Source organism: Streptomyces sp. TLI_185 (assembly GCF_003814765.1).
Classification (GTDB): Bacteria; Actinomycetota; Actinomycetes; order Streptomycetales; family Streptomycetaceae; genus Streptomyces.
The window spans coordinates 892,630-909,458 of sequence record NZ_RKRB01000001.1; the positions used below are offsets into that span (position 1 = coordinate 892,630).

The following is a 16,829-nucleotide window of genomic DNA, read 5'->3' on the forward strand; positions in this document are numbered from 1 at the left end:
GGCTCGTTCAGTCCGTGCTGGGCCGGGCGAGACCGAGGTCGTAGGCGAAGATCACGGCCTGGATGCGGTCCCGGGCACCGATCTTGGCGAGGACGCGGCCCACATGGGTCTTGACGGTGGACTCGGACAGGACGAAGTGTGCGGCGATCTCGCCGTTGGTCCAGCCCTTGCCGACGGCGACGAGGATCTCGCGCTCGCGGTCGGTGAGGGAGCTCAGCCTCTTGTCCTCGGCGAGGTCACCTCGGTGCGCGGGGACGTACTGGGTGAACTCGTCCAGGAGGCGGCGGGTGAGCGCGGGCGCGATCACCGCGTCGCCGAGCGCGACAGCACGAATGCCCGCGAGCAGCTCCTCGGGGCGCGCGTCCTTGAGGAGGAAGCCGCTGGCACCGGCGCGCAGGGCGGCGTGGACGTACTCGTCGAGGTCGAAGGTGGTGAGCACCAGGACGCGCGAACGCTCGCCGGCGGCGACGATGCGGCGGGTGGCCTCGATGCCGTCCATGCCGGGCATCCGGATGTCCATCAGGACGACGTCCGGGCGCAGTTCGGCCGCCTTGCGGACGGCCTCGGCGCCGTGGGCGGCCTCCCCGACGACCTCGGTCTCGGGGACGGAGTCCAGGAGGATACGGAATCCGTAGCGCTGCAGCGGCTGGTCGTCCACGACGAGCACCGTGGTCACCGGACACCGCCTTGGGGCGTGAGGTCGAGGACGGCCTCGACGCTCCAGCCTCCGCCGCCCGCCGGTCCCGCGCTGACGGTCCCGCCATAAAGCGCCGCCCTCTCCCGCATGCCCACCAGTCCGTGCCCTTCTTCGTGCAGTCCCGGCGGCGTCGCCGGGCCGGTGTCCTGGACCCGGATGGTCAGCCGGGTGTCCGCCTCGATGATCGCCAGGTGTACCCGGGTGTCGGCGTCGGCATGTTTGAGGGTGTTGGTGAGGGCTTCCTGGACGATGCGATACGCCGTCAGCTGCACCCCGCTGTCCAGGGCGTCCACGTCGCCGGAGGTCCGGTAGACGACCTCCAGTCCGGCGGCGCGCACCTTGGCGCACAGGGCGTCGATGTCCGCGATGCCGGGCTGCGGACTGAGCTCGGGCCCGGTCCAAGGGCCGTCCGCCGCCTCGCGCAGGACACCGAGTACGCGCCGCAGCTCACCCAGGGCCTGGCGTCCGGTGTCGCCGATGAGCTGGAGGGCCTCCTTGCCGCGTTCGGGCGCGAGGTCGGTGGCGTAGGCGCCCGCGTCGGCGAGCGTGATCATGACGGACAGGTTGTGGCCGACGATGTCGTGCATCTCGCGGGCGACGCGGGTGCGTTCGGTGGCCGTGGCCAGCCTGCTGCGCTGGTCCCGCTCGATCTCCAGCCGGGCGGCCCGCTCGCGCAGTCCGGCCAGCTGGGCCCGGCGGATGCGGACCATCAGGCCGAGCGCGAGCGCCGCGGTCGTGGTGCTCAGCAGGAAGAACAGCGCGTCCCAGACGGACATGGCCGCGGACACCCGTACGGCGACCAGCACCATGGCACCCGCCATGGCGGCGCAGGCCCAGGGCAGCTGCTTCAGCCGTCCGTGCAGGGCCAGGCTGTACAGGGCGATGAAGAGGGCGATGTCCGCGCGCAGCACCGCGTCCAGGGACCACTGCAGGACGAACACCGCGGCGATGACCCCGAAGGCCGCCAGGGGCCTGCGCCGCCGCCACAGCAGGGGCAGTACGAGTCCGGCCTGCAGCGCGAGCATGCCCGCGACGGGCAGGTGGGTGAAGGCGACCCGGAAGCGGGGCGGGCCGTCGCCGTCGCCGGCCCCGTCGTGGATCAGGTCGGGCAGGCAGAACATCAGGAAGACCAGGACCACGACCGCGGTGTCCAGCACCCACGGACGGTTCCGGTCGGCCTGCCTGAGCCGCTGGCCGCCCCGGGACAGGCGGGCGACCAGCGGTCCCATCCCGCTGATGTCATCGGTGGTCACGGACGTCACCTGTCCATGGTGCGTCAGACGTCGCTGCGCGCGAGCCGGTAGGCCGCGCCGCCCAGGGCCAGCGCCGTCCAGCACAGGAAGACCAGCAGCCCGGCGCTGGGTGACAGCGTCGTCGAGTCGTGGGTCAGGGCGAACATCGACTCTCCTGCGTTGGACGGCAGGTAGGGGCTGATGTTGTCCTGCCAGGAACTCGGCAGCAGCGAGATCAGTCCCGGGATCAGCATGAAGGTGGCCACCAGCACCGAGATCCCGCCGGCCACGGAGCGCAGCAGCGCGCCCAGCGCGGTGCCGATCACCCCTACCAGGCCGAGATACAGCCCGGCCCCCAGCAGACTGCGCAGCACACCCGCGTGCGAGAGGCCCATGGCCGCGGGAGTGCCCGAGACGATCCCGCTGCCGAACCCGAAGGCGACGAACGCGCCCAGCGTCCCCACCGCCAGCGCGACCAACCCGAACACGGCCGCCTTGGACCACAGCACCGGCAGCCGGCGGGGCACCGCCGCCAGCGTGGACCGGATCATGCCGGTCGAGTACTCCCCCGCCGTGACCAGCACGCCGAGTACGCCCAGGGCCAGCTGGGCGAAGTTCGTGCCGAACAGAGACAGGCTCACGGCCGTCGAATCGGCGAAGTCCCGGTCGATGTGGCCGGAATCGATCCCCGACTTGTAGCGGCTTGCGGCGATCAGCCCGAACGCCACCAGGAACAGCAGGCCGAGCCCCAGGGTGATCCAGGTCGAGCGCAGGGACCACAGCTTGGCCCACTCCGAGGACAGCACGCGCCGTCCGGTCACCCGGTAGGCAGGGCGAGCCTGGGCGGTGCGGGGTTCCTCGGCGGTTGCGGTGAGGGTGCTCATGCCGGCCTCCCGAGGGTCTCGATCCCGGTGGTGGATCCGTGGTACTCCACGGCCTCCCTGGTCAGGTCCATGAATGCCTCCTCCAGCGACACCGTCCGCGCGCTCAGCTCGAACAGCGGGATCTGGTGCTCGGCCGCCTTCAGCCCGATCTGACGGGCAGTCAGTCCGGTCACCTGCAGTTCCTCGCTGCCGACGCGTCCCGTGATGTCGACGCCCGGTCCCGCCAGTACGTCCCGCAGCCGCGCCGGGTCCTGGGTCGCGACCTTCACCGTGTCGCCGCCCGCCTCACGGATCAGCTCCCCCACGGTCGTGTCGGCCAGCAGCCGGCCCCGCCCCACGATGATCAGATGATCCGCCACCAGGGCCATCTCGCTCATCAGATGCGAGGAGACGAACACCGTGCGGCCCTCTCCGGCGAGCGCCTTGAGCAGGTTTCGGATCCAGAGCACGCCCTCCGGGTCCAGACCGTTGACCGGCTCGTCCAGCATGACCGTCTGCGGATCGCCCAGCAGCGCCGCCGCGATGCCCAGCCGCTGGCCCATCCCGAGGGAGAAGGCACCGGCCCGCTTCTTCGCCACACTGGCAAGGCCGGCAAGGTCGATGACCTCGTCGACCCGGCCGCGCGGAATGCCGTGGGTCAGCGCGAGGGCCCGGAGGTGGTTGTAAGCCGAGCGGCCCGGGTGGATCGACTTCGCCTCCAGCAGGGCCCCGACCTCCTGGAGCGGGGCGCGGTGGCGGGCGTAGGGGTGGCCGTTGACGGTGACTGAGCCGCTCGTCGGGGCGTCAAGCCCGACGATCATCCGCATGGTCGTGGACTTCCCCGCGCCGTTGGGTCCCAGGAAGCCGGTCACCGTTCCCGGCTTCACGACGAAGTCCAGCCCGTAGACGGCCGTCTTGTCGCCGTACCTCTTGGTCAACTGCCGTGCGTCGATCATGCGCGTTCTCTCTGTCGGCCTGCGGCGTCCGTCGCTTCCGACGCCTCACCGGAACGCTAGGAGCCGATCCGCCCGATCCCGTGGTACCGGGAGGCCGACCCGGGCGGGGCACGTGGTACCGCGGTACTACGCGGCTGTCATCCGGCCGCAGGCCGCGGGGGCTGAGGAACTCCGTGAGGGCGCAACCGTGCTACGAGGCGACCGTAGTGGTCGCAGTCCTCAACGAGTGGCTGTCACCAGCAGCCTCCCGCCAGAGCCTAGGAGCGGATGTGCGTGCGGGCTTGCTCGATCCACCCCGAAACGGCCTTGGCACCGCAGCTTTCAGCGACCGACTGAGCCTCGTCGAGGTGGTGCAGCGCCGTCGAGGGGTCGCCGGTCTCTGCCGCGAGGTAGGCCAGCGCCACCAGGCCGGCCGCTTCACCGGGCCGGAATCCGATCGCCCGGCGCAGCGTCACCGATTCGGTCAACCGGTCACGGGCCAGATCGAAGTGGCCTGCGTCCTTGTCGGCGAAGCCGAGATGGCGGATCGCATAGGACATCGTCATCCGGTCCTCGACGGATTTCGCCAGCGCGTATGACCTCTCCAGGTAGGGGCTTGCGGCGGCGCCGTCGCCCTTGACCACCTGGTGCCAGCAGCCGATCCAGAACAACGCGTCCGCCTCCCCCGACGCGTCCCCCAGACGCCGGTACAACTCGGCCGCCCGCTCGAACAGCACCAGTTCCTGGCTGTTCTCTTCACGGTCGTTCAGGAAGCGGACGTGCAAGACCTTGCCCCGCGCCATGGAAAGCGGCGCCTCGATCGCGTCCAGCACGTCATCGGAGCGGTCCAGCGCGGAGGTGTCCCCACCGAACATCGCCACTTCGAACAGCTCACCCGTCTGTTCGATCCAGTCCTGCCCTGGCATGCCCTGCCCCTCCCCGTTGGACGACGACCGTGCTGAGGTTATCTCCGCGCTCGTGGCGGAAGCCGGGAATTTCCGGAGGGCGGCTCTCAAACATCCCATCGCCTGCGTTCTGCCTCACGGCATGGCGAAGGCCCGGCGCGGTGTTCGGGTTCTTCGTGGTCGTTGAGGTCGTGAGCGGCAGGTGACGGGCACGAGGTCAGCCGTTCGGCCGAGGACTTCGCCGGGGGCTGTGACCGTTCGGCCGAGGCGCCGCCGGTCCGGGTGATCGGAGAGTGGGGGACGGCGCCGTCGCCCCTCCTGTCCGCAGCGGTCCGTACCCGAGAAGGACGCCTTCATGCCCCGTGCCTCCCGCCTGGTCGCTCTGGCGGCCGCCGGTGTGCTCGCCGCCATCGCCCTGCCCGTCGCCCATGGGGCAACCGTGCACACCGCCCGGCCCACTGCCACGGACCACCCCTCGCGTGTCACGCCTGGTGTACGTCCGCGGCGGCCGCGGCCATACCGTCTACGCCCTCCCCGGCGGCCCGCCCTGCGTCACCCGCACCGTCGACGCCTACCTCACGGACGGGCACCTGCCGAGGACCGACGTCACGTGCGGCAACTGAGATCAGTGATCGTACGGTGCGATCGGTAAGGCGCTCCCGCCGGCATGAGCAGCGCCCATGTCGATCCGGCCTCGATCAGGGTGCCTGCCGCCGTTCCCGACAACCAGCGGATGGCTGACCGGGGATGACCGGCCCGATCGGCGGCGGAAAGGGGCCCGAGGCACGGGTCTCCGGTCAGATGGCCCATGGCGGGCAGGTCGAGTGGTGCGGCGAGGTCGGTGGCGGTGACGGGGACGACGGTGCCCGGTGCCGCCCCGTCGATGGCCCGGCGCAGGCACAGCAGGTGGCCATGGACCCGCGAGGTCGCAGTGGAATCCGGCGTCGACCCGAGACGGCACCCGGACCCTCGGCCTACCCGGAGGAGGCGCCGGACGCCAGCATGGTTCCCTGTGCCGTGCACCTCATTCATGTAGTGGGAGACGTTGGGGCGGGCCACTTCCATGAACTCCGGTCCGGCCGGCCCCAGAGCGACCGGATACAGTGCGCGAGACGGCAGCCTGGTCAAATGGGGGAAGCATGACCGACACCAGCAACACCCGACCCGCCGACCGCGAAGTACAAGCTCCGCGGCAGAGCCGAGTGCACCGTCTGATGCGCTACCTCCCCCTGGTCGCCCCCGTCCTGCTGTGGACCGTGCCCTGCTGGGTGCTCCTGTACACCGGCCAGGGCTGGCCGCTGCCCGTCACGCTGGTCGGCACCGGCCTGTTCGTCCTCGGCCTCGCCGGTATGCCGCTCGCGATGGTGCGCGGCCACGGCCGGCGCCAGCAGGACGGGGCGGCGATCGTCGGTGACGCCCTGCTGGGCACGAGCTGGGTTCTGTTCACCTGGGCTGTCCTGCTCGGTGTCCTCTTGCGGCTCGCCCTGACCGTGGCCGGCGTCGGCGAGAGCCAGGACCGGGCCCGGATCGTCACGTGGGCCGTCCTCGGCGTAACAGCCCTCCTACTCGCCTGGGGGTACGCCGAGGCCCGCCGCGTGCCACGCGTGCGCCGACTCGACGTGCAACTCCCGCGGCTGGGCGCCGGATTGGACGGCACCCGCGTCGCCCTCATCACCGACACCCACTACGGCCCCCTCGATCGCGCCCGCTGGTCGGCACGGGTGTGCGAGACGGTGAACACCCTGGAAGCCGACCTGGTCTGCCACACCGGCGACATCGCGGACGGCACCGCCGAACGCCGCCGCGCCCAGGCCGTCCCACTCGGAACCGTGCGAGCCACCCACGCCAGGGTCTACGTCACCGGCAACCACGAGTACTACAGCGAGGCCCAGGGCTGGGTCGACCTGATGGACGAGCTGGGCTGGGAGCCGCTGCGCAACCGCCATCTGCTGCTCGAGCGCGGAGGCGACACCCTCGTGGTCGCCGGCGTGGATGACGTCACCGCCGAGTCCTCCGGCCTGGCAGGCCACCGCGCCCACCTCGCCGGAGCCTTGGACGGCGCCGACCCCGACCTTCCGGTCCTGCTCCTGGCACACCAGCCCAAGTTCGTCGACCGGGCCGCAGCCGCCGGCATCGACCTCCAGCTCTCCGGCCACACCCACGGCGGCCAGATCTGGCCCTTCCACCATCTGGTCCGCATCGACCAGCCCGCCCTCGCCGGTCTCAGCCGCCACGGCACCCGCACTCTCCTCTACACCAGCCGCGGCACCGGCTTCTGGGGCCCGCCGTTCCGCGTCTTCGCCCCCAGCGAGATCACCCTGCTCGTGCTCCGCTCCCCGCACCTGCCCACCTCGCCGTAGGACAGGGCGGGCCAACCCATCCGCGCGCGATGCCCGCAGACTTCCGCCGTGGGACCGGGTGGTTGCGTTCTTCCGCCGCCGGCGCGAACACGGCCTGGTCAAGGGGTTCGACGGCTGGCTGTACGGACAGGTCCGGTGAATGCATGATCGACGGCCGCTCCGGCGGCGGTGCCGGTGGCCGCAAGCGCGGTGGCCGCCAGGAACCTGCCTGGTCCTGGGGCAGTCCACGCCGCCGGGCGCGAGGGAGCCGGCTCGGCAGTGGTGTCGAGAGTTGCGATACGACGCTGCAGATCCTGTACGAATTCCTCCCGTGGCCCGGCGGCGTCCGGGCTCGCAGCCCGCAGCTCGATCGCCGTGCGGGTGATCGCCAGTTCCTCCTGGGAGGGGGCGAACGGCGAACGGCTTGGGCCGGCGCCGGCCCGAGCAGGCGCTCGACGTAGCGGTCCACCGCGGACTTCATCAGCGTCCCCTTCCAGGTCGTTCTCCTTGCCCAGGCCCGCGGCATGGTGCAGGACGCGATGCTGCAGGACCTTCGCGTTCGCCACGGAACCCCGAGTTCGGCGGCCGCCCGGCGGATCGTGCAGCCCCGCAGGAACCGCAGTTCGAGGATCGCGCGCGACCGTTCGGGCAGCGCGTCGAGAATCCGGCGATGCGTTCCGGCGCGTCGCCAACTCCCCCGGACCCGTTGCAGCACGCCTCGAACAGCGCGGCTGGCAAGAGCGGCCGGGTCGTCTGGCAGCTGACGGGCGGCAAGGTCACCGAGCCCGCGGCCGAGCGGGCGATGGCCGGCGCGCTCGGGAAGATCGCCCGCGCTCCGGGTGTCGTCTCCGTGATCAGCCCCTACACGGCGGTCGGGCGGGCGCAGATCAGCAAGGAGGGCAGGACGGCCTACTCCACGGTCGCGTCCGACGGGGACGTGGCGGACGGTCAGATCGAGCACGTCAAGGAACTGACCACCGCGCCGGAGTCGGCGAGCCTGTACATCGCGCTGAACGGGCAGGCGTTCACCGTCAATCCGGCGCCGAATCCGGCCCGCAGCCACCTGGAACGGCCCGACTCACCGCAGCCCGCCGCCGCAACGCCGTCCGTACGCGCCGTCGTCGATTGGATCACCCGCCCCCAGGCAGGTGGCGCGCCCGGTGCAGCAGTCGGCCATCAGCGGTGGAGCTGGGTCCAGGAGCAACCGGTACCTGTGTCAGGTTTGCCGGCAGTTCTCTGCGACTTGGATGAAGCCACGTACCAGTGGGCTGCGTGCTGTCCTCGGCCAGGCCACGACGAGATCACTGGGCGGGCGGTCACTGAGCGGGACGACGACCAGGCCGTCGGGCATCGGTTGGCCGATGGGAGCGAGAGCTGATGTGTTGTTCCACAGGACCGCTTGCAGGCACTCCTGGATCGTTCGCATGACCGGCGATGCGTCGTTGTCTCCGCTGCCGGTCCAGTACGACGTCCACGCCGGATCGGCGCCCTCCGGCAGCCGGACCCATCGGCGGCCGGCGAGGTCGGTCGACGAGAGAGAGGCATGGGCGGCGAGCGGATCATCGCCACGCATGACTACGCCGACGGGTACCGAGCGCAGGACGTGGGTGCTGATGCCGGTGTCGTCGAAGGGAGTTCGGGTGATGGCCACATCGACCAGTCCGGCGCGGAGCCCGGCTGTCGGGTCGCCGAGGTCGGATTCGTGGATGGTGACGTGGACGTGCGGATAGCGGGCCCGGAAGAGCGAGACCAGTCGGCCGCCGACCTGTTCGGCCGCGTCCGCCAGGGTCCCGACGGCGAGGAGCGCCGTACCCGCCGCAGCGGCCACTCGCCTGCGGAGCCCGTCCACTCGCCCCAACAACGCCCCCGTTTCGCCGTACAGAACCTCTCCAGCGGGCGTGAGAGTGACGCCCTTGGGAGTGCGTTCGAACAGCAGGACGCCGAGTTCGTCCTCAAGCTGCCGGATCGCGCGGCTCAGTGGCGGCTGCGTCATGTGCAGGCGGTTCGCCGCCCGGCCGATGTGACACTCCTCGGCGACGGCGACGAAATACCGCAGCGAGCGAAGGTCCACCTCAAGCACGATACCCGTGCGGTATCGGACGTTCCCAACGGGTCTTGGACAGCCGACAGCGCGACGGCCAACGATGGAAACAGCAGAGCCGACGAGAAGGAGTATTCATGGCCGCCCCTGCCCTCACGGTCGGGTGCTTCCCGTACGACACGACGCGGGCACTGTTCGATGGAACCGTAAGCACCGACGGCATCGGCATCACAATGAAAACCGCAGCGACCCTGCCGGAGCTCTTCGACCGGCTGATCCGCGGAAACGAGTTCGACGTCGCCGAACTCGGTCTCACGTTCTACCTGCGGCTGCTGGAGACCGGCCTGCCGTACGTAGCGTTGCCGGTCTTCCCGAACCGCGTGTTCCGTCATTCGTGCATCTTCGTCAATACCCACAGCGGGATCAGGGAGCCGAGCGATCTCGCGGGCCGGACCATCGGCGAGTTCGGCGTCTACGGTCAGGACTCCGGTGTGTGGGCCAAGGGGATCCTGATGGACGAGTACGGTTTCAAACCCGAGGAGAGCCGTTGGGTGATCGGCGGCCTCGAACACCCCGCGCCCCCCTTCGACTTCATCCCCCATCCGCATCCGGCCGAAGTCGACGTGGCTGTCGCGCCTGAGGGAAAGACACTGAGCGCGATGCTCGACGCCGGTGAGATCGACGCGCTGTTCTCGGCGAACGTCCCGCAGTGCGTGCTCGACGGATCCCCGAACGTCATCCGGCTCTTCCCCGACTTCGAGCCGCTGGAACGCGACTACTACCGGCGAACCGGCATCTTCCCGATGATGCACACCATCGTCATCCGGCAAGAACTGCTGCGGGACCATCCTGAACTCGCGCACGGCGTCTACCGTGCCTTCTCCCGGGCGAAGGACGCCGCTGCCGAACGCTACCGCCAAAGCCGCAGGCTCTACCAGGTCCAGACCATGATTCCCTGGATGAACGCCCTGGTGGATCGCAACGGTGAAGAGTTCCCCGAGGACTGGTGGCCCTACGGCATCGCGGCCAACCGCGCAGCCCTCGACACCTGCCTGCGCCATCACCAGCAGCAGGGCCTGACCAGCCGGCAGTGGAGGATCGAAGACGTCTTCGCTGCGGAATTGATCGACACGTAACCGCCCTCCTTCACGAGGAGCGATCTTCACCAGGCAGGGCCGATTCGAGGCACCTCCGTGGTCCCAAATGACGGTCCTGGCACCCATTCCGTGAAGGCGATCACGCGGCTCGTGTGTATGACACGGTGTGTGAGCGTCGGGAGGCAGCGACGAGCAGGACACGTTTTATCAGCAGCGGGAGGCCGGCCCGGTTGAACATCTGCCGCTTCAGCATCTTGAGTTCGCTGACGCGCCCTTCGACGATTCCCGAGCTCCAGTCGGTGGTGAAAACGGCGGTGACCGCGTCCAGGTCCAGATCGGTGTCGATGTACTGCGCCGGATGCCCGGTGACCTTCTCGAATGCCGCAGCCATATCGGTGCAGGTCATGTGTTCGATGGCGGCTTCGAGGTCCATGCCGTCGGCCCGCTGCGGATTGTCGAAGAGCCGACGGACATGGAATCCGCAGTCTTCAAGAGCGGCGTGCGGAACGGATTCCTCGCCGAGCGGGACTCGCCACGTGACGACACGGTCCTCGATGCTGGGCTCGCGTCATCGCGAAGCAATGCGGAACTCGAATTCGGGACGGTCCCACGGCACGGCGGGCGGGTTCGCGAACGCGGTCCCGGTCCGCACCGCACCGACGCGGTGGTAGAAATCCGCGGCGGGAAGGTGTGACACGACCTTGAGACGGTCGATCCCGGCGGCACGGGCCTCGGACTGCATGTGCGCGACGAGCAGCCGTCCAATACCCCGCCCTTGCACGTCGTCGGCGACGAACAGCAGGTCGAGCTCCGGTGGAGCGAGGACGAGCGAGTAGAACCCGAGGATCCGGCCGCCGTGCTCGTCGGCGCCGACGGCCACGAAGGCCCGGTGGGCCTCGATGTAATCAGGACCGACCCGGTAGCCCGCGACTGCGGCTGCATACTTCCCCGCGTAGGCGCCTGAGCCACGCACGAGCCTCGTGAGCCGTTTGGCATCCCGCGCGACGGCCCTCCGGATCGTGATCGGCTGGCTGACCGGGGAAGTGCGTGAACTCATCGGGAGAGTATTTCGCACCGGGGAGTGCCTTCGTGCGGCGGGTCGGCTGCTCCCGCAGACGCTCCTGCACCGCTCCCGGGAAAGGCGCGGGCGTCGGCCTCGGCCTCGGCAGGCCAGGTGACCGGCGTCCGCGTAGGCCGACAGGTCAACGGCGGCCACGACGAACCCCGCAAAAGCCCCTTCGGGATGGGTTCCCGACGGGGCTCCGCCGTATCACTCGCCGGCACACAGCTGTCACCCACTGGGCGGCGCCTCCCGGACGTGAAGGCCATGACCTGCGGTTTCGTGCTCGAGATGGAAGGACTGGACGCCGATGGAGGGCCGTTACGACCGGTGCCACGTAGGCACGGGGACAGGCAAGATCCAGACCATACCCGGACCAATCTAGCCACAATAACCACCTCTTCCGCCATCACCGCAGTTCAGGGGCTCGCAAGCGCCGTACGACCAGCAGACCAAGAACCTGCTGGTGTCGCACTCGCCGAAGAAGCTGGGCTTCTTCCAGAGGCACGGGCAGCGGCGCCTGGCCTGGCTTCCCTCGCTCCTCGTCGGGCAGAGAGCGCCGGAACGCGGTGCGGCTCGGTGGCCGGGACATCGCGACCGAACCCGCGCCTTCGCCGCCCGCGGTGCCGCGCATCCGTTCCGGCATGGGAAGCGGCGCACGACCACGGGCGCGGAGTGCGCCCGGCGGCGCTCGCCCGTGGCTGTCATCAGGCCCGTCCGGGAGGAGTGCCCGGTAGTTGCCGGAACACAGCTCCTAACGTTTCTTCCAGCCAGTGCACCGGTGAGCCGCTCGACAGCGCAGCGCCAAAGAGAAGAACCAGGCGAGGTGCAAGCACTCCAAAGAATTTTGATTTAACGCATTATACGACCTTTATAGATGTCCTTCCCATGTGCTCACGTTCTGCGCCTACCTGGTTACTGCGCCCACTTCCGCCCGGGGCTCCCGATGAACCCTGGGCAGACCGACCGGCAGTTCCTGGGTCGTCGGTCAGGGAGGTGGTCGGGAAACCCGCACGCGAGGAGTGGTCATGAAAAAGGCATACGAGGCACCGACGCTCGTCAGGCTCGGCACCTTCCGGAAGGAAACGGGGCTGCTTCAGCGCCACGGCAACGACCGGCTGATCCTGAGCAAGAACTGACGTCCGACGGTCCTTGACCCGACGTCATGACTGAACTGCACGAAAGTGCGGGGACGGGCCCCGGCGACGCGCACTTCGCGGTCTTCACCGACCATGCGGACGCGGCCGCCGTGGCCCGCTCCTTCGCCCACCCCGGAAGCCGGATCCTCGCGCATGCGTCGGGCCGGCCCTGGCTGGTCGGCCGCTGGCACGACGACGACATGGTCACGGCGACCGCCGGCGGCACCGCCGTCGCCGTCGTCGGCTGCTGCCCCGTCGACGCCGAAGAACTGCGCCGCCAGGCCGGTCGGTTGCGCGATCTCACGGAACTCGACGCGCTGGCCCGGTCCCTGCCCGGCAGTTTCCACCTCATCGGTGCCCTCGACGGACAGATCAGGGTTCAGGGCACCGCCTCCGGACTGCGGCTGGTCTTCCACGCACAGATCGACGGTGTACGGGTGGCCGCGACCCGTGCCGACACACTCGCCGCCGTCCTGGGCGTCGACCCCGACGCGGAAGAGCTGGCCGTGAGGCTGCTGTGGCCCGCCCCGTATCCGCTGTTCGAGACGTCTCTGTGGCGTGCGGTCACCGCCGTTCCTCCGCAGGACGCCGTGATCGTCGCCGCGGACGGGCGCCACGTACGGCACACCCGGTGGTGGACCCCGCCGGAGCCGGTCCGGCCGCTCGCCGAAGCGGCGCCCCTGATCCGGACCGCGCTGGAGGAGGCCGTCGGCGCGCGTACCCGGCAGGGCGGCGTGGTGAGCTGCGACCTGTCCGGCGGCCTGGACTCCACCTCCGTCTGCTTCCTGGCCGACCGCTCCCCCGCCCGCGTGGTGGCCAGTACCTGGCCGGGACGTGATCCGGCGGACACCGACCTGTACTGGGCCGAACAGGCGATGGTCCATCTCCCGGACGTCGAGCACGTGGTCTGGGACGCCGACGCATCGCCGCTGGTCTACGAGGACCTGCTCGACATCGACGACCTCCTCGACGAGCCCACCATCGGCGTCATGGACCGCTCCCGGGTCCTGCACCATCTGCCCGGCCTCGCCGCACGCGGCAGCAGGTTGCACATGACCGGCATCGGCGGCGACCACGTGGCGTGGTGCTCCGAGGCGTACTACCACCGCCTGCTGCGCACCCGTCCGTTCTTCGCTCTGCGCCAACTGCGCGGGTTCCGGGCACTGTGGCAGTGGCCGCTCGTCGGCACGGCCCGCGCTCTCGCCGACTCCCGGCCGTACGGGAAGTGGCTCGCCGACGCGGCCGGTCACCTGCGTGGCCCGTTGCCCCCGTCCGTCGCGACGGGTCTCGGCTGGGGGATGACCCCGCGTCTGTTCGGCTGGGTGACCCCCGACGCCGAACGGATGGCCCGTCGGGCGCTGCTCGCGGCCGCGGCGACGGTCTCGCCGCTGCATCCGGACCGTGGCCTGCACGCCGACCTGGAGCAGATCCGCTCGTGCACCCGCGTCATCCGGCAGTGGGACCGGATGGCGGCCCGCGCCGGCCTGCCGATGGCCTCTCCCTTCCTCGACGACCGCGTCATCGAGGCGTGTCTCGCCGTACGTCCGAGCGAGCGCGTCACGCCCTGGGCGTACAAGCCCGTCCTGAGCGCCGCGATGCGCGGGATCGCGCCCGAGGCCTGTCTGCGGCGGGCCAACAAGGCCACGGCCGCCATGGACGCCTCCAACGGACTGCGAGAACACCGCGCCGACCTGCTGGCCCTGTGGGAGGACTCGCGGCTGGAGGAGCTGGGCCTGGTGGACGGCGCCGAACTCCGCCGCCTCGCCCGGCGGCCGGCCTCTCCGGGACTGTCGGACGCCATCCTCTACTCCACGATCGCCGCCGAGGTGTGGCTGCGGGGACTTGCCCGCGGCCGTATCCATGTCCCACACCCCTGACCACCTCCCCCTCATCAGAAAGGTCCCCACATGCCCCTGCGGTTCGGCGACGACGTCTCCACGGCCGAGACCGACTACGGCACGGTGCTGCTGGACGAACGGGCCGGCGCCTACTGGGAGTTGAATCCGACCGCCACCCTGGTCGTACGGACCCTGCTCGACGGCGGCGAGGAGTCGGACGCGGCCGCCGCCCTGGTCCGGGAGTTCGCCATCGACCAGGAGCAGGCCCTGCAGGACGTCGAGGCGCTCGTACGGGAGCTGCGGAAGTCGGGGCTCGCCTCATGACGACGCCCAGCGCGCTGCAACGACCCACCGGTGTTCCCCTGGTCCGGCGTCTGGCCGCCCGCCTCGTCCTGCTCCCCGCCATCGCCCTCGCCCTCCTGCCGCCCCGCCGGATCCGCGCGGTGCTCGGCGTCCTGCGGCGCGGCGCCGCCCCGGCCACCGCAGCGCAGACCCAGAACGCGCGCGATGCCATGTGCGCGGCCAGCCTGCGCTGCGCCGGACCGAAAGGGTGCCTGCCGCGCTCGCTGGGGGCGGCACTGCTGTGCCGGCTCGGCGGAACATGGCCGACCTGGTGCACCGGCGTACGCATCGTCCCGCCCTTCACCGCGCACGCCTGGGTCGAGGCGGAGGGCCGTCCCGTCGGCGAAGGTGTACCGGAGGACTACTTCGCGCGGCTGGTGGCCGTCCACCCACGGCCACGGCCGACGGACCGATGACCGGCGCGGCGGCGGTGAAGGGGGGCCGGGCCGCGGCCGCCGAGGGCAACAAGTCCACTCGGGCGGCCGTGGCCACGATGTACCGGCTCACCGCCGGCCACCGCAGCGCCGTCGCGGTCGCCACGGCACTGACCCTCGTGGGCTCCGCCCTGGGACTGGCCCAGCCGCTCGTCGCCAAGCGCGTCGTGGACGCGAGCGGCCACGGGCAGGTCATCTGGCCGCTGTTGGCCCTCCTCGGCGCGCTGTTCGTCACGGAGGCGGCGACGGGAGCAGCGGGACGCTTCCTTCTGGAGCGGATGGGAGAAGGCGTCGTCCGGCAGCTCAGGCACGGACTGGTGGGGCGGCTGCTCCGGCTGGAGATGAGGGAATACGAACGCCGCCGGTGCGGCGACCTCATCTCCCGGGTGACGGCCGACACCACACTGCTCCGGGAAGTCGTGTCGCAGGCCCTCGTCGATCTGGTGACGGGCAGCCTCGTCGCGGCCGGGGCGGTCGTCCTCATGGCGTGGCTCGACCCTCTGTTGCTGCTCCTGGTCTCGGTCACCGTGGCCGGGGCGACCCTGGTCGTGGCATCGCTGCTCACCGGGATCAGGTGTGCGTCCGAACAGATGCAGGACTCGGTCGGCGCCATCGCCGCCGCCCTGGAACGAGCCCTCGGCGCCCTGCCGATGGTCCGAGTGCACCGAGCCGAGGAGCGTGAAGCGGCGGTCATCGGCGCACGTGTCGAGGCGGCCTACGGCGCGGGGGTCCGCACCGCGAAGCTCGCCTCCGTCATGAGCCCCGCCGTCGAACTCGCCGTCCAGGGCTCCTTCCTCATCGTCCTGGTCGTCGGCGGGCTGCGCGTCAACAGCCGGGACGGCTCTCTGGGCGACCTCGTCGCCTTCCTGCTGTACGCCTCGTTTCTCGTCCTGCCACTGTCCTCCGTCTTCCGTGCCGTGGGCCTCATCCAACGCGGGATGGGCGCCTACCGGCGCATCGACGAGGCGCTCCGTCTGCCGGTCGAACCCACCGCACCCCGGAGCACAGGAGACCGCACGCACGGCCGCCGGCCGGCCGTACTTTCCGCGCCCCCCACTCGGCCCGCTCCCACGCAGTCCGCCCTCGCTCTTCACGACGTCCACTTCGGCTACGCCCCCGGCAGGCCGGTCCTGCGCGGCGTCTCGTTCGACGTCGCGCACCGGCAGCACGTAGCCCTGGTGGGTCGCTCCGGAGCCGGCAAGAGCACGGTGTTCGCCCTCGTGGCAAGGTTCTACGAGCCGGACGCGGGCCACGTCCTCTTCGACGGGCGGTCCGCGACCGAACTCACCCGTGCCGCATGCCGCCGACGCATCGCCATCGTCGACCAGAACACGCACATCGTCCACGGCACTCTGCGCGACAACATCGGCTACGCCGTGCCCGACGCGACGGAAGCGGAGATCCGGCGCGTCACGGAACTGGCCCGACTCGAGGAAGTCGTCGACCGGCTGCCCGGCGGCCTGAGCGCCGTCATCGGGGAACGCGGCAGCACCCTGTCCGGCGGCGAACGCCAACGCGTCGCCCTCGCCCGCGCATTGCTGGCCCGCCCTGCGCTGCTCCTGCTGGACGAACCCACCTCCCACCTCGACGCGATCAATGAATCGGCGCTCACCGCCGTCATGAAGGACGTCGCCCAGGAGTGCGCTTTGCTGGTCATCGCCCACCGTCTCTCCACCGTGCAGCACGCAGACCACATCATCGTGCTGGACGACGGCCGCATCGCCGCCGGCGGACACCACGAGGAACTGCTGGCCGACAGCCCCCTCTACCGCGAACTGGCCGCCAGTCAGATGCTCCGGCCGGGCGGGAAGCCCAGGAGCGGCGGGGCGGGGACGGCCGGTTGAAGCTGTGCCGTCCCCGCGGCCCTGCAGACCGACCCCTCGGCCGGATCACGTCTGGAATCAGAT

The 16,829-nt window shown here is 70.5% G+C and carries 17 protein-coding genes; 8 read left to right on the forward strand and 9 right to left on the reverse strand.

What is annotated here, in order from left to right:
• Positions 1 to 7 precede the first annotated feature (7 nt).
• The 5 genes from EDD92_RS04115 to EDD92_RS04135 form a co-directional block, all read right to left on the reverse strand.
• Positions 8 to 676, reverse strand: a complete 669-nt coding sequence (locus EDD92_RS04115; protein ID WP_123963039.1) for a response regulator transcription factor — start codon at positions 674 to 676, stop codon at positions 8 to 10.
• Complete coding sequence (locus EDD92_RS04120; protein WP_260326306.1) at positions 673 to 1,950, reverse strand: sensor histidine kinase; 1,278 nt, start codon at positions 1,948 to 1,950, stop codon at positions 673 to 675. The genes EDD92_RS04115 and EDD92_RS04120 overlap by 4 nt, the downstream gene beginning before the upstream one ends.
• Before the next feature lie 23 nt (positions 1,951 to 1,973).
• A complete protein-coding gene (locus EDD92_RS04125; protein ID WP_123963041.1) occupies positions 1,974 to 2,813 on the reverse strand; it encodes an ABC transporter permease in 840 nt (279 codons plus the stop codon).
• A complete protein-coding gene (locus EDD92_RS04130) occupies positions 2,810 to 3,748 on the reverse strand; it encodes an ATP-binding cassette domain-containing protein (RefSeq protein WP_123963042.1) in 939 nt (312 codons plus the stop codon). The genes EDD92_RS04125 and EDD92_RS04130 overlap by 4 nt, the downstream gene beginning before the upstream one ends.
• A gap of 257 nt (positions 3,749 to 4,005) precedes the next feature.
• Positions 4,006 to 4,653, reverse strand: a complete 648-nt coding sequence (locus tag EDD92_RS04135) for a tetratricopeptide repeat protein (protein ID WP_123963043.1) — start codon at positions 4,651 to 4,653, stop codon at positions 4,006 to 4,008.
• Between the two features lie 458 nt (positions 4,654 to 5,111).
• On the opposite strand from EDD92_RS04135, the gene EDD92_RS04140 reads away from it, so the two are divergent.
• Positions 5,112 to 5,255, forward strand: coding sequence for an alpha/beta hydrolase (locus EDD92_RS04140; RefSeq protein ID WP_260326307.1), 144 nt, complete (start codon positions 5,112 to 5,114; stop codon positions 5,253 to 5,255).
• Positions 5,256 to 5,771: 516 nt separating this feature from the next.
• Positions 5,772 to 6,992 carry a metallophosphoesterase gene (locus EDD92_RS04150; protein ID WP_123963046.1) on the forward strand — a complete coding sequence of 407 codons (1,221 nt, stop codon included), beginning with the start codon at positions 5,772 to 5,774 and terminating at the stop codon, positions 6,990 to 6,992.
• Here the strand turns inward: EDD92_RS04150 and EDD92_RS52340 are convergent.
• Positions 6,946 to 8,034 carry a sigma factor-like helix-turn-helix DNA-binding protein gene (locus tag EDD92_RS52340; protein WP_399181808.1) on the reverse strand — a complete coding sequence of 363 codons (1,089 nt, stop codon included), beginning with the start codon at positions 8,032 to 8,034 and terminating at the stop codon, positions 6,946 to 6,948. The two genes, EDD92_RS04150 and EDD92_RS52340, sit on opposite strands and share 47 nt — an antisense overlap.
• Before the next feature lie 153 nt (positions 8,035 to 8,187).
• Positions 8,188 to 9,042 carry a LysR family transcriptional regulator gene (locus tag EDD92_RS04170; RefSeq protein WP_123963047.1) on the reverse strand — a complete coding sequence of 285 codons (855 nt, stop codon included), beginning with the start codon at positions 9,040 to 9,042 and terminating at the stop codon, positions 8,188 to 8,190.
• A 107-nt stretch (positions 9,043 to 9,149) separates the two neighbouring features.
• Here EDD92_RS04170 and EDD92_RS04175 point away from each other — a divergent pair, with 107 nt between their 5' ends.
• Entirely contained in the window at positions 9,150 to 10,148 is a 999-nt protein-coding gene (locus EDD92_RS04175; protein WP_123963048.1) for a 4,5-dihydroxyphthalate decarboxylase, read from the forward strand.
• Positions 10,149 to 10,248: 100 nt separating this feature from the next.
• Here the strand turns inward: EDD92_RS04175 and EDD92_RS49755 are convergent, their stop codons facing one another.
• Positions 10,249 to 10,665 carry an NmrA family NAD(P)-binding protein gene (locus EDD92_RS49755; RefSeq protein WP_185124392.1) on the reverse strand — a complete coding sequence of 139 codons (417 nt, stop codon included), beginning with the start codon at positions 10,663 to 10,665 and terminating at the stop codon, positions 10,249 to 10,251.
• Positions 10,666 to 10,677: 12 nt separating this feature from the next.
• Positions 10,678 to 11,166, reverse strand: coding sequence for a GNAT family N-acetyltransferase (locus tag EDD92_RS04185; RefSeq protein ID WP_185123928.1), 489 nt, complete (start codon positions 11,164 to 11,166; stop codon positions 10,678 to 10,680).
• A gap of 1,031 nt (positions 11,167 to 12,197) precedes the next feature.
• On the opposite strand from EDD92_RS04185, the gene EDD92_RS04190 reads away from it, so the two are divergent.
• Genes EDD92_RS04190 through EDD92_RS04210 form a run of 5 tightly spaced genes read left to right on the forward strand, consistent with a single transcriptional unit; the run spans position 12,198 to position 16,766 of the window.
• The gene (locus EDD92_RS04190; RefSeq protein ID WP_107407388.1) at positions 12,198 to 12,308 is read left to right on the forward strand and encodes a keywimysin-related RiPP; all 111 of its coding nucleotides are present in this window, start codon (positions 12,198 to 12,200) and stop codon (positions 12,306 to 12,308) included.
• A gap of 26 nt (positions 12,309 to 12,334) precedes the next feature.
• Positions 12,335 to 14,185 (forward strand): lasso peptide isopeptide bond-forming cyclase, encoded by a 1,851-nt coding sequence (locus tag EDD92_RS04195; RefSeq protein ID WP_123963050.1) that lies wholly within the window; start codon positions 12,335 to 12,337, stop codon positions 14,183 to 14,185.
• Between the two features lie 30 nt (positions 14,186 to 14,215).
• A complete protein-coding gene (locus tag EDD92_RS04200; RefSeq protein ID WP_123963051.1) occupies positions 14,216 to 14,470 on the forward strand; it encodes a lasso peptide biosynthesis PqqD family chaperone in 255 nt (84 codons plus the stop codon).
• Positions 14,467 to 14,904 carry a lasso peptide biosynthesis B2 protein gene (locus tag EDD92_RS04205; RefSeq protein ID WP_123963052.1) on the forward strand — a complete coding sequence of 146 codons (438 nt, stop codon included), beginning with the start codon at positions 14,467 to 14,469 and terminating at the stop codon, positions 14,902 to 14,904. The genes EDD92_RS04200 and EDD92_RS04205 overlap by 4 nt, the downstream gene beginning before the upstream one ends.
• Positions 14,901 to 16,766: an ABC transporter ATP-binding protein gene (locus EDD92_RS04210; protein WP_123963053.1), complete on the forward strand. Its 1,866-nt coding sequence runs from the start codon at positions 14,901 to 14,903 to the stop codon at positions 16,764 to 16,766. The genes EDD92_RS04205 and EDD92_RS04210 overlap by 4 nt, the downstream gene beginning before the upstream one ends.
• The last annotated feature ends 63 nt before the right edge of the window (positions 16,767 to 16,829 follow it).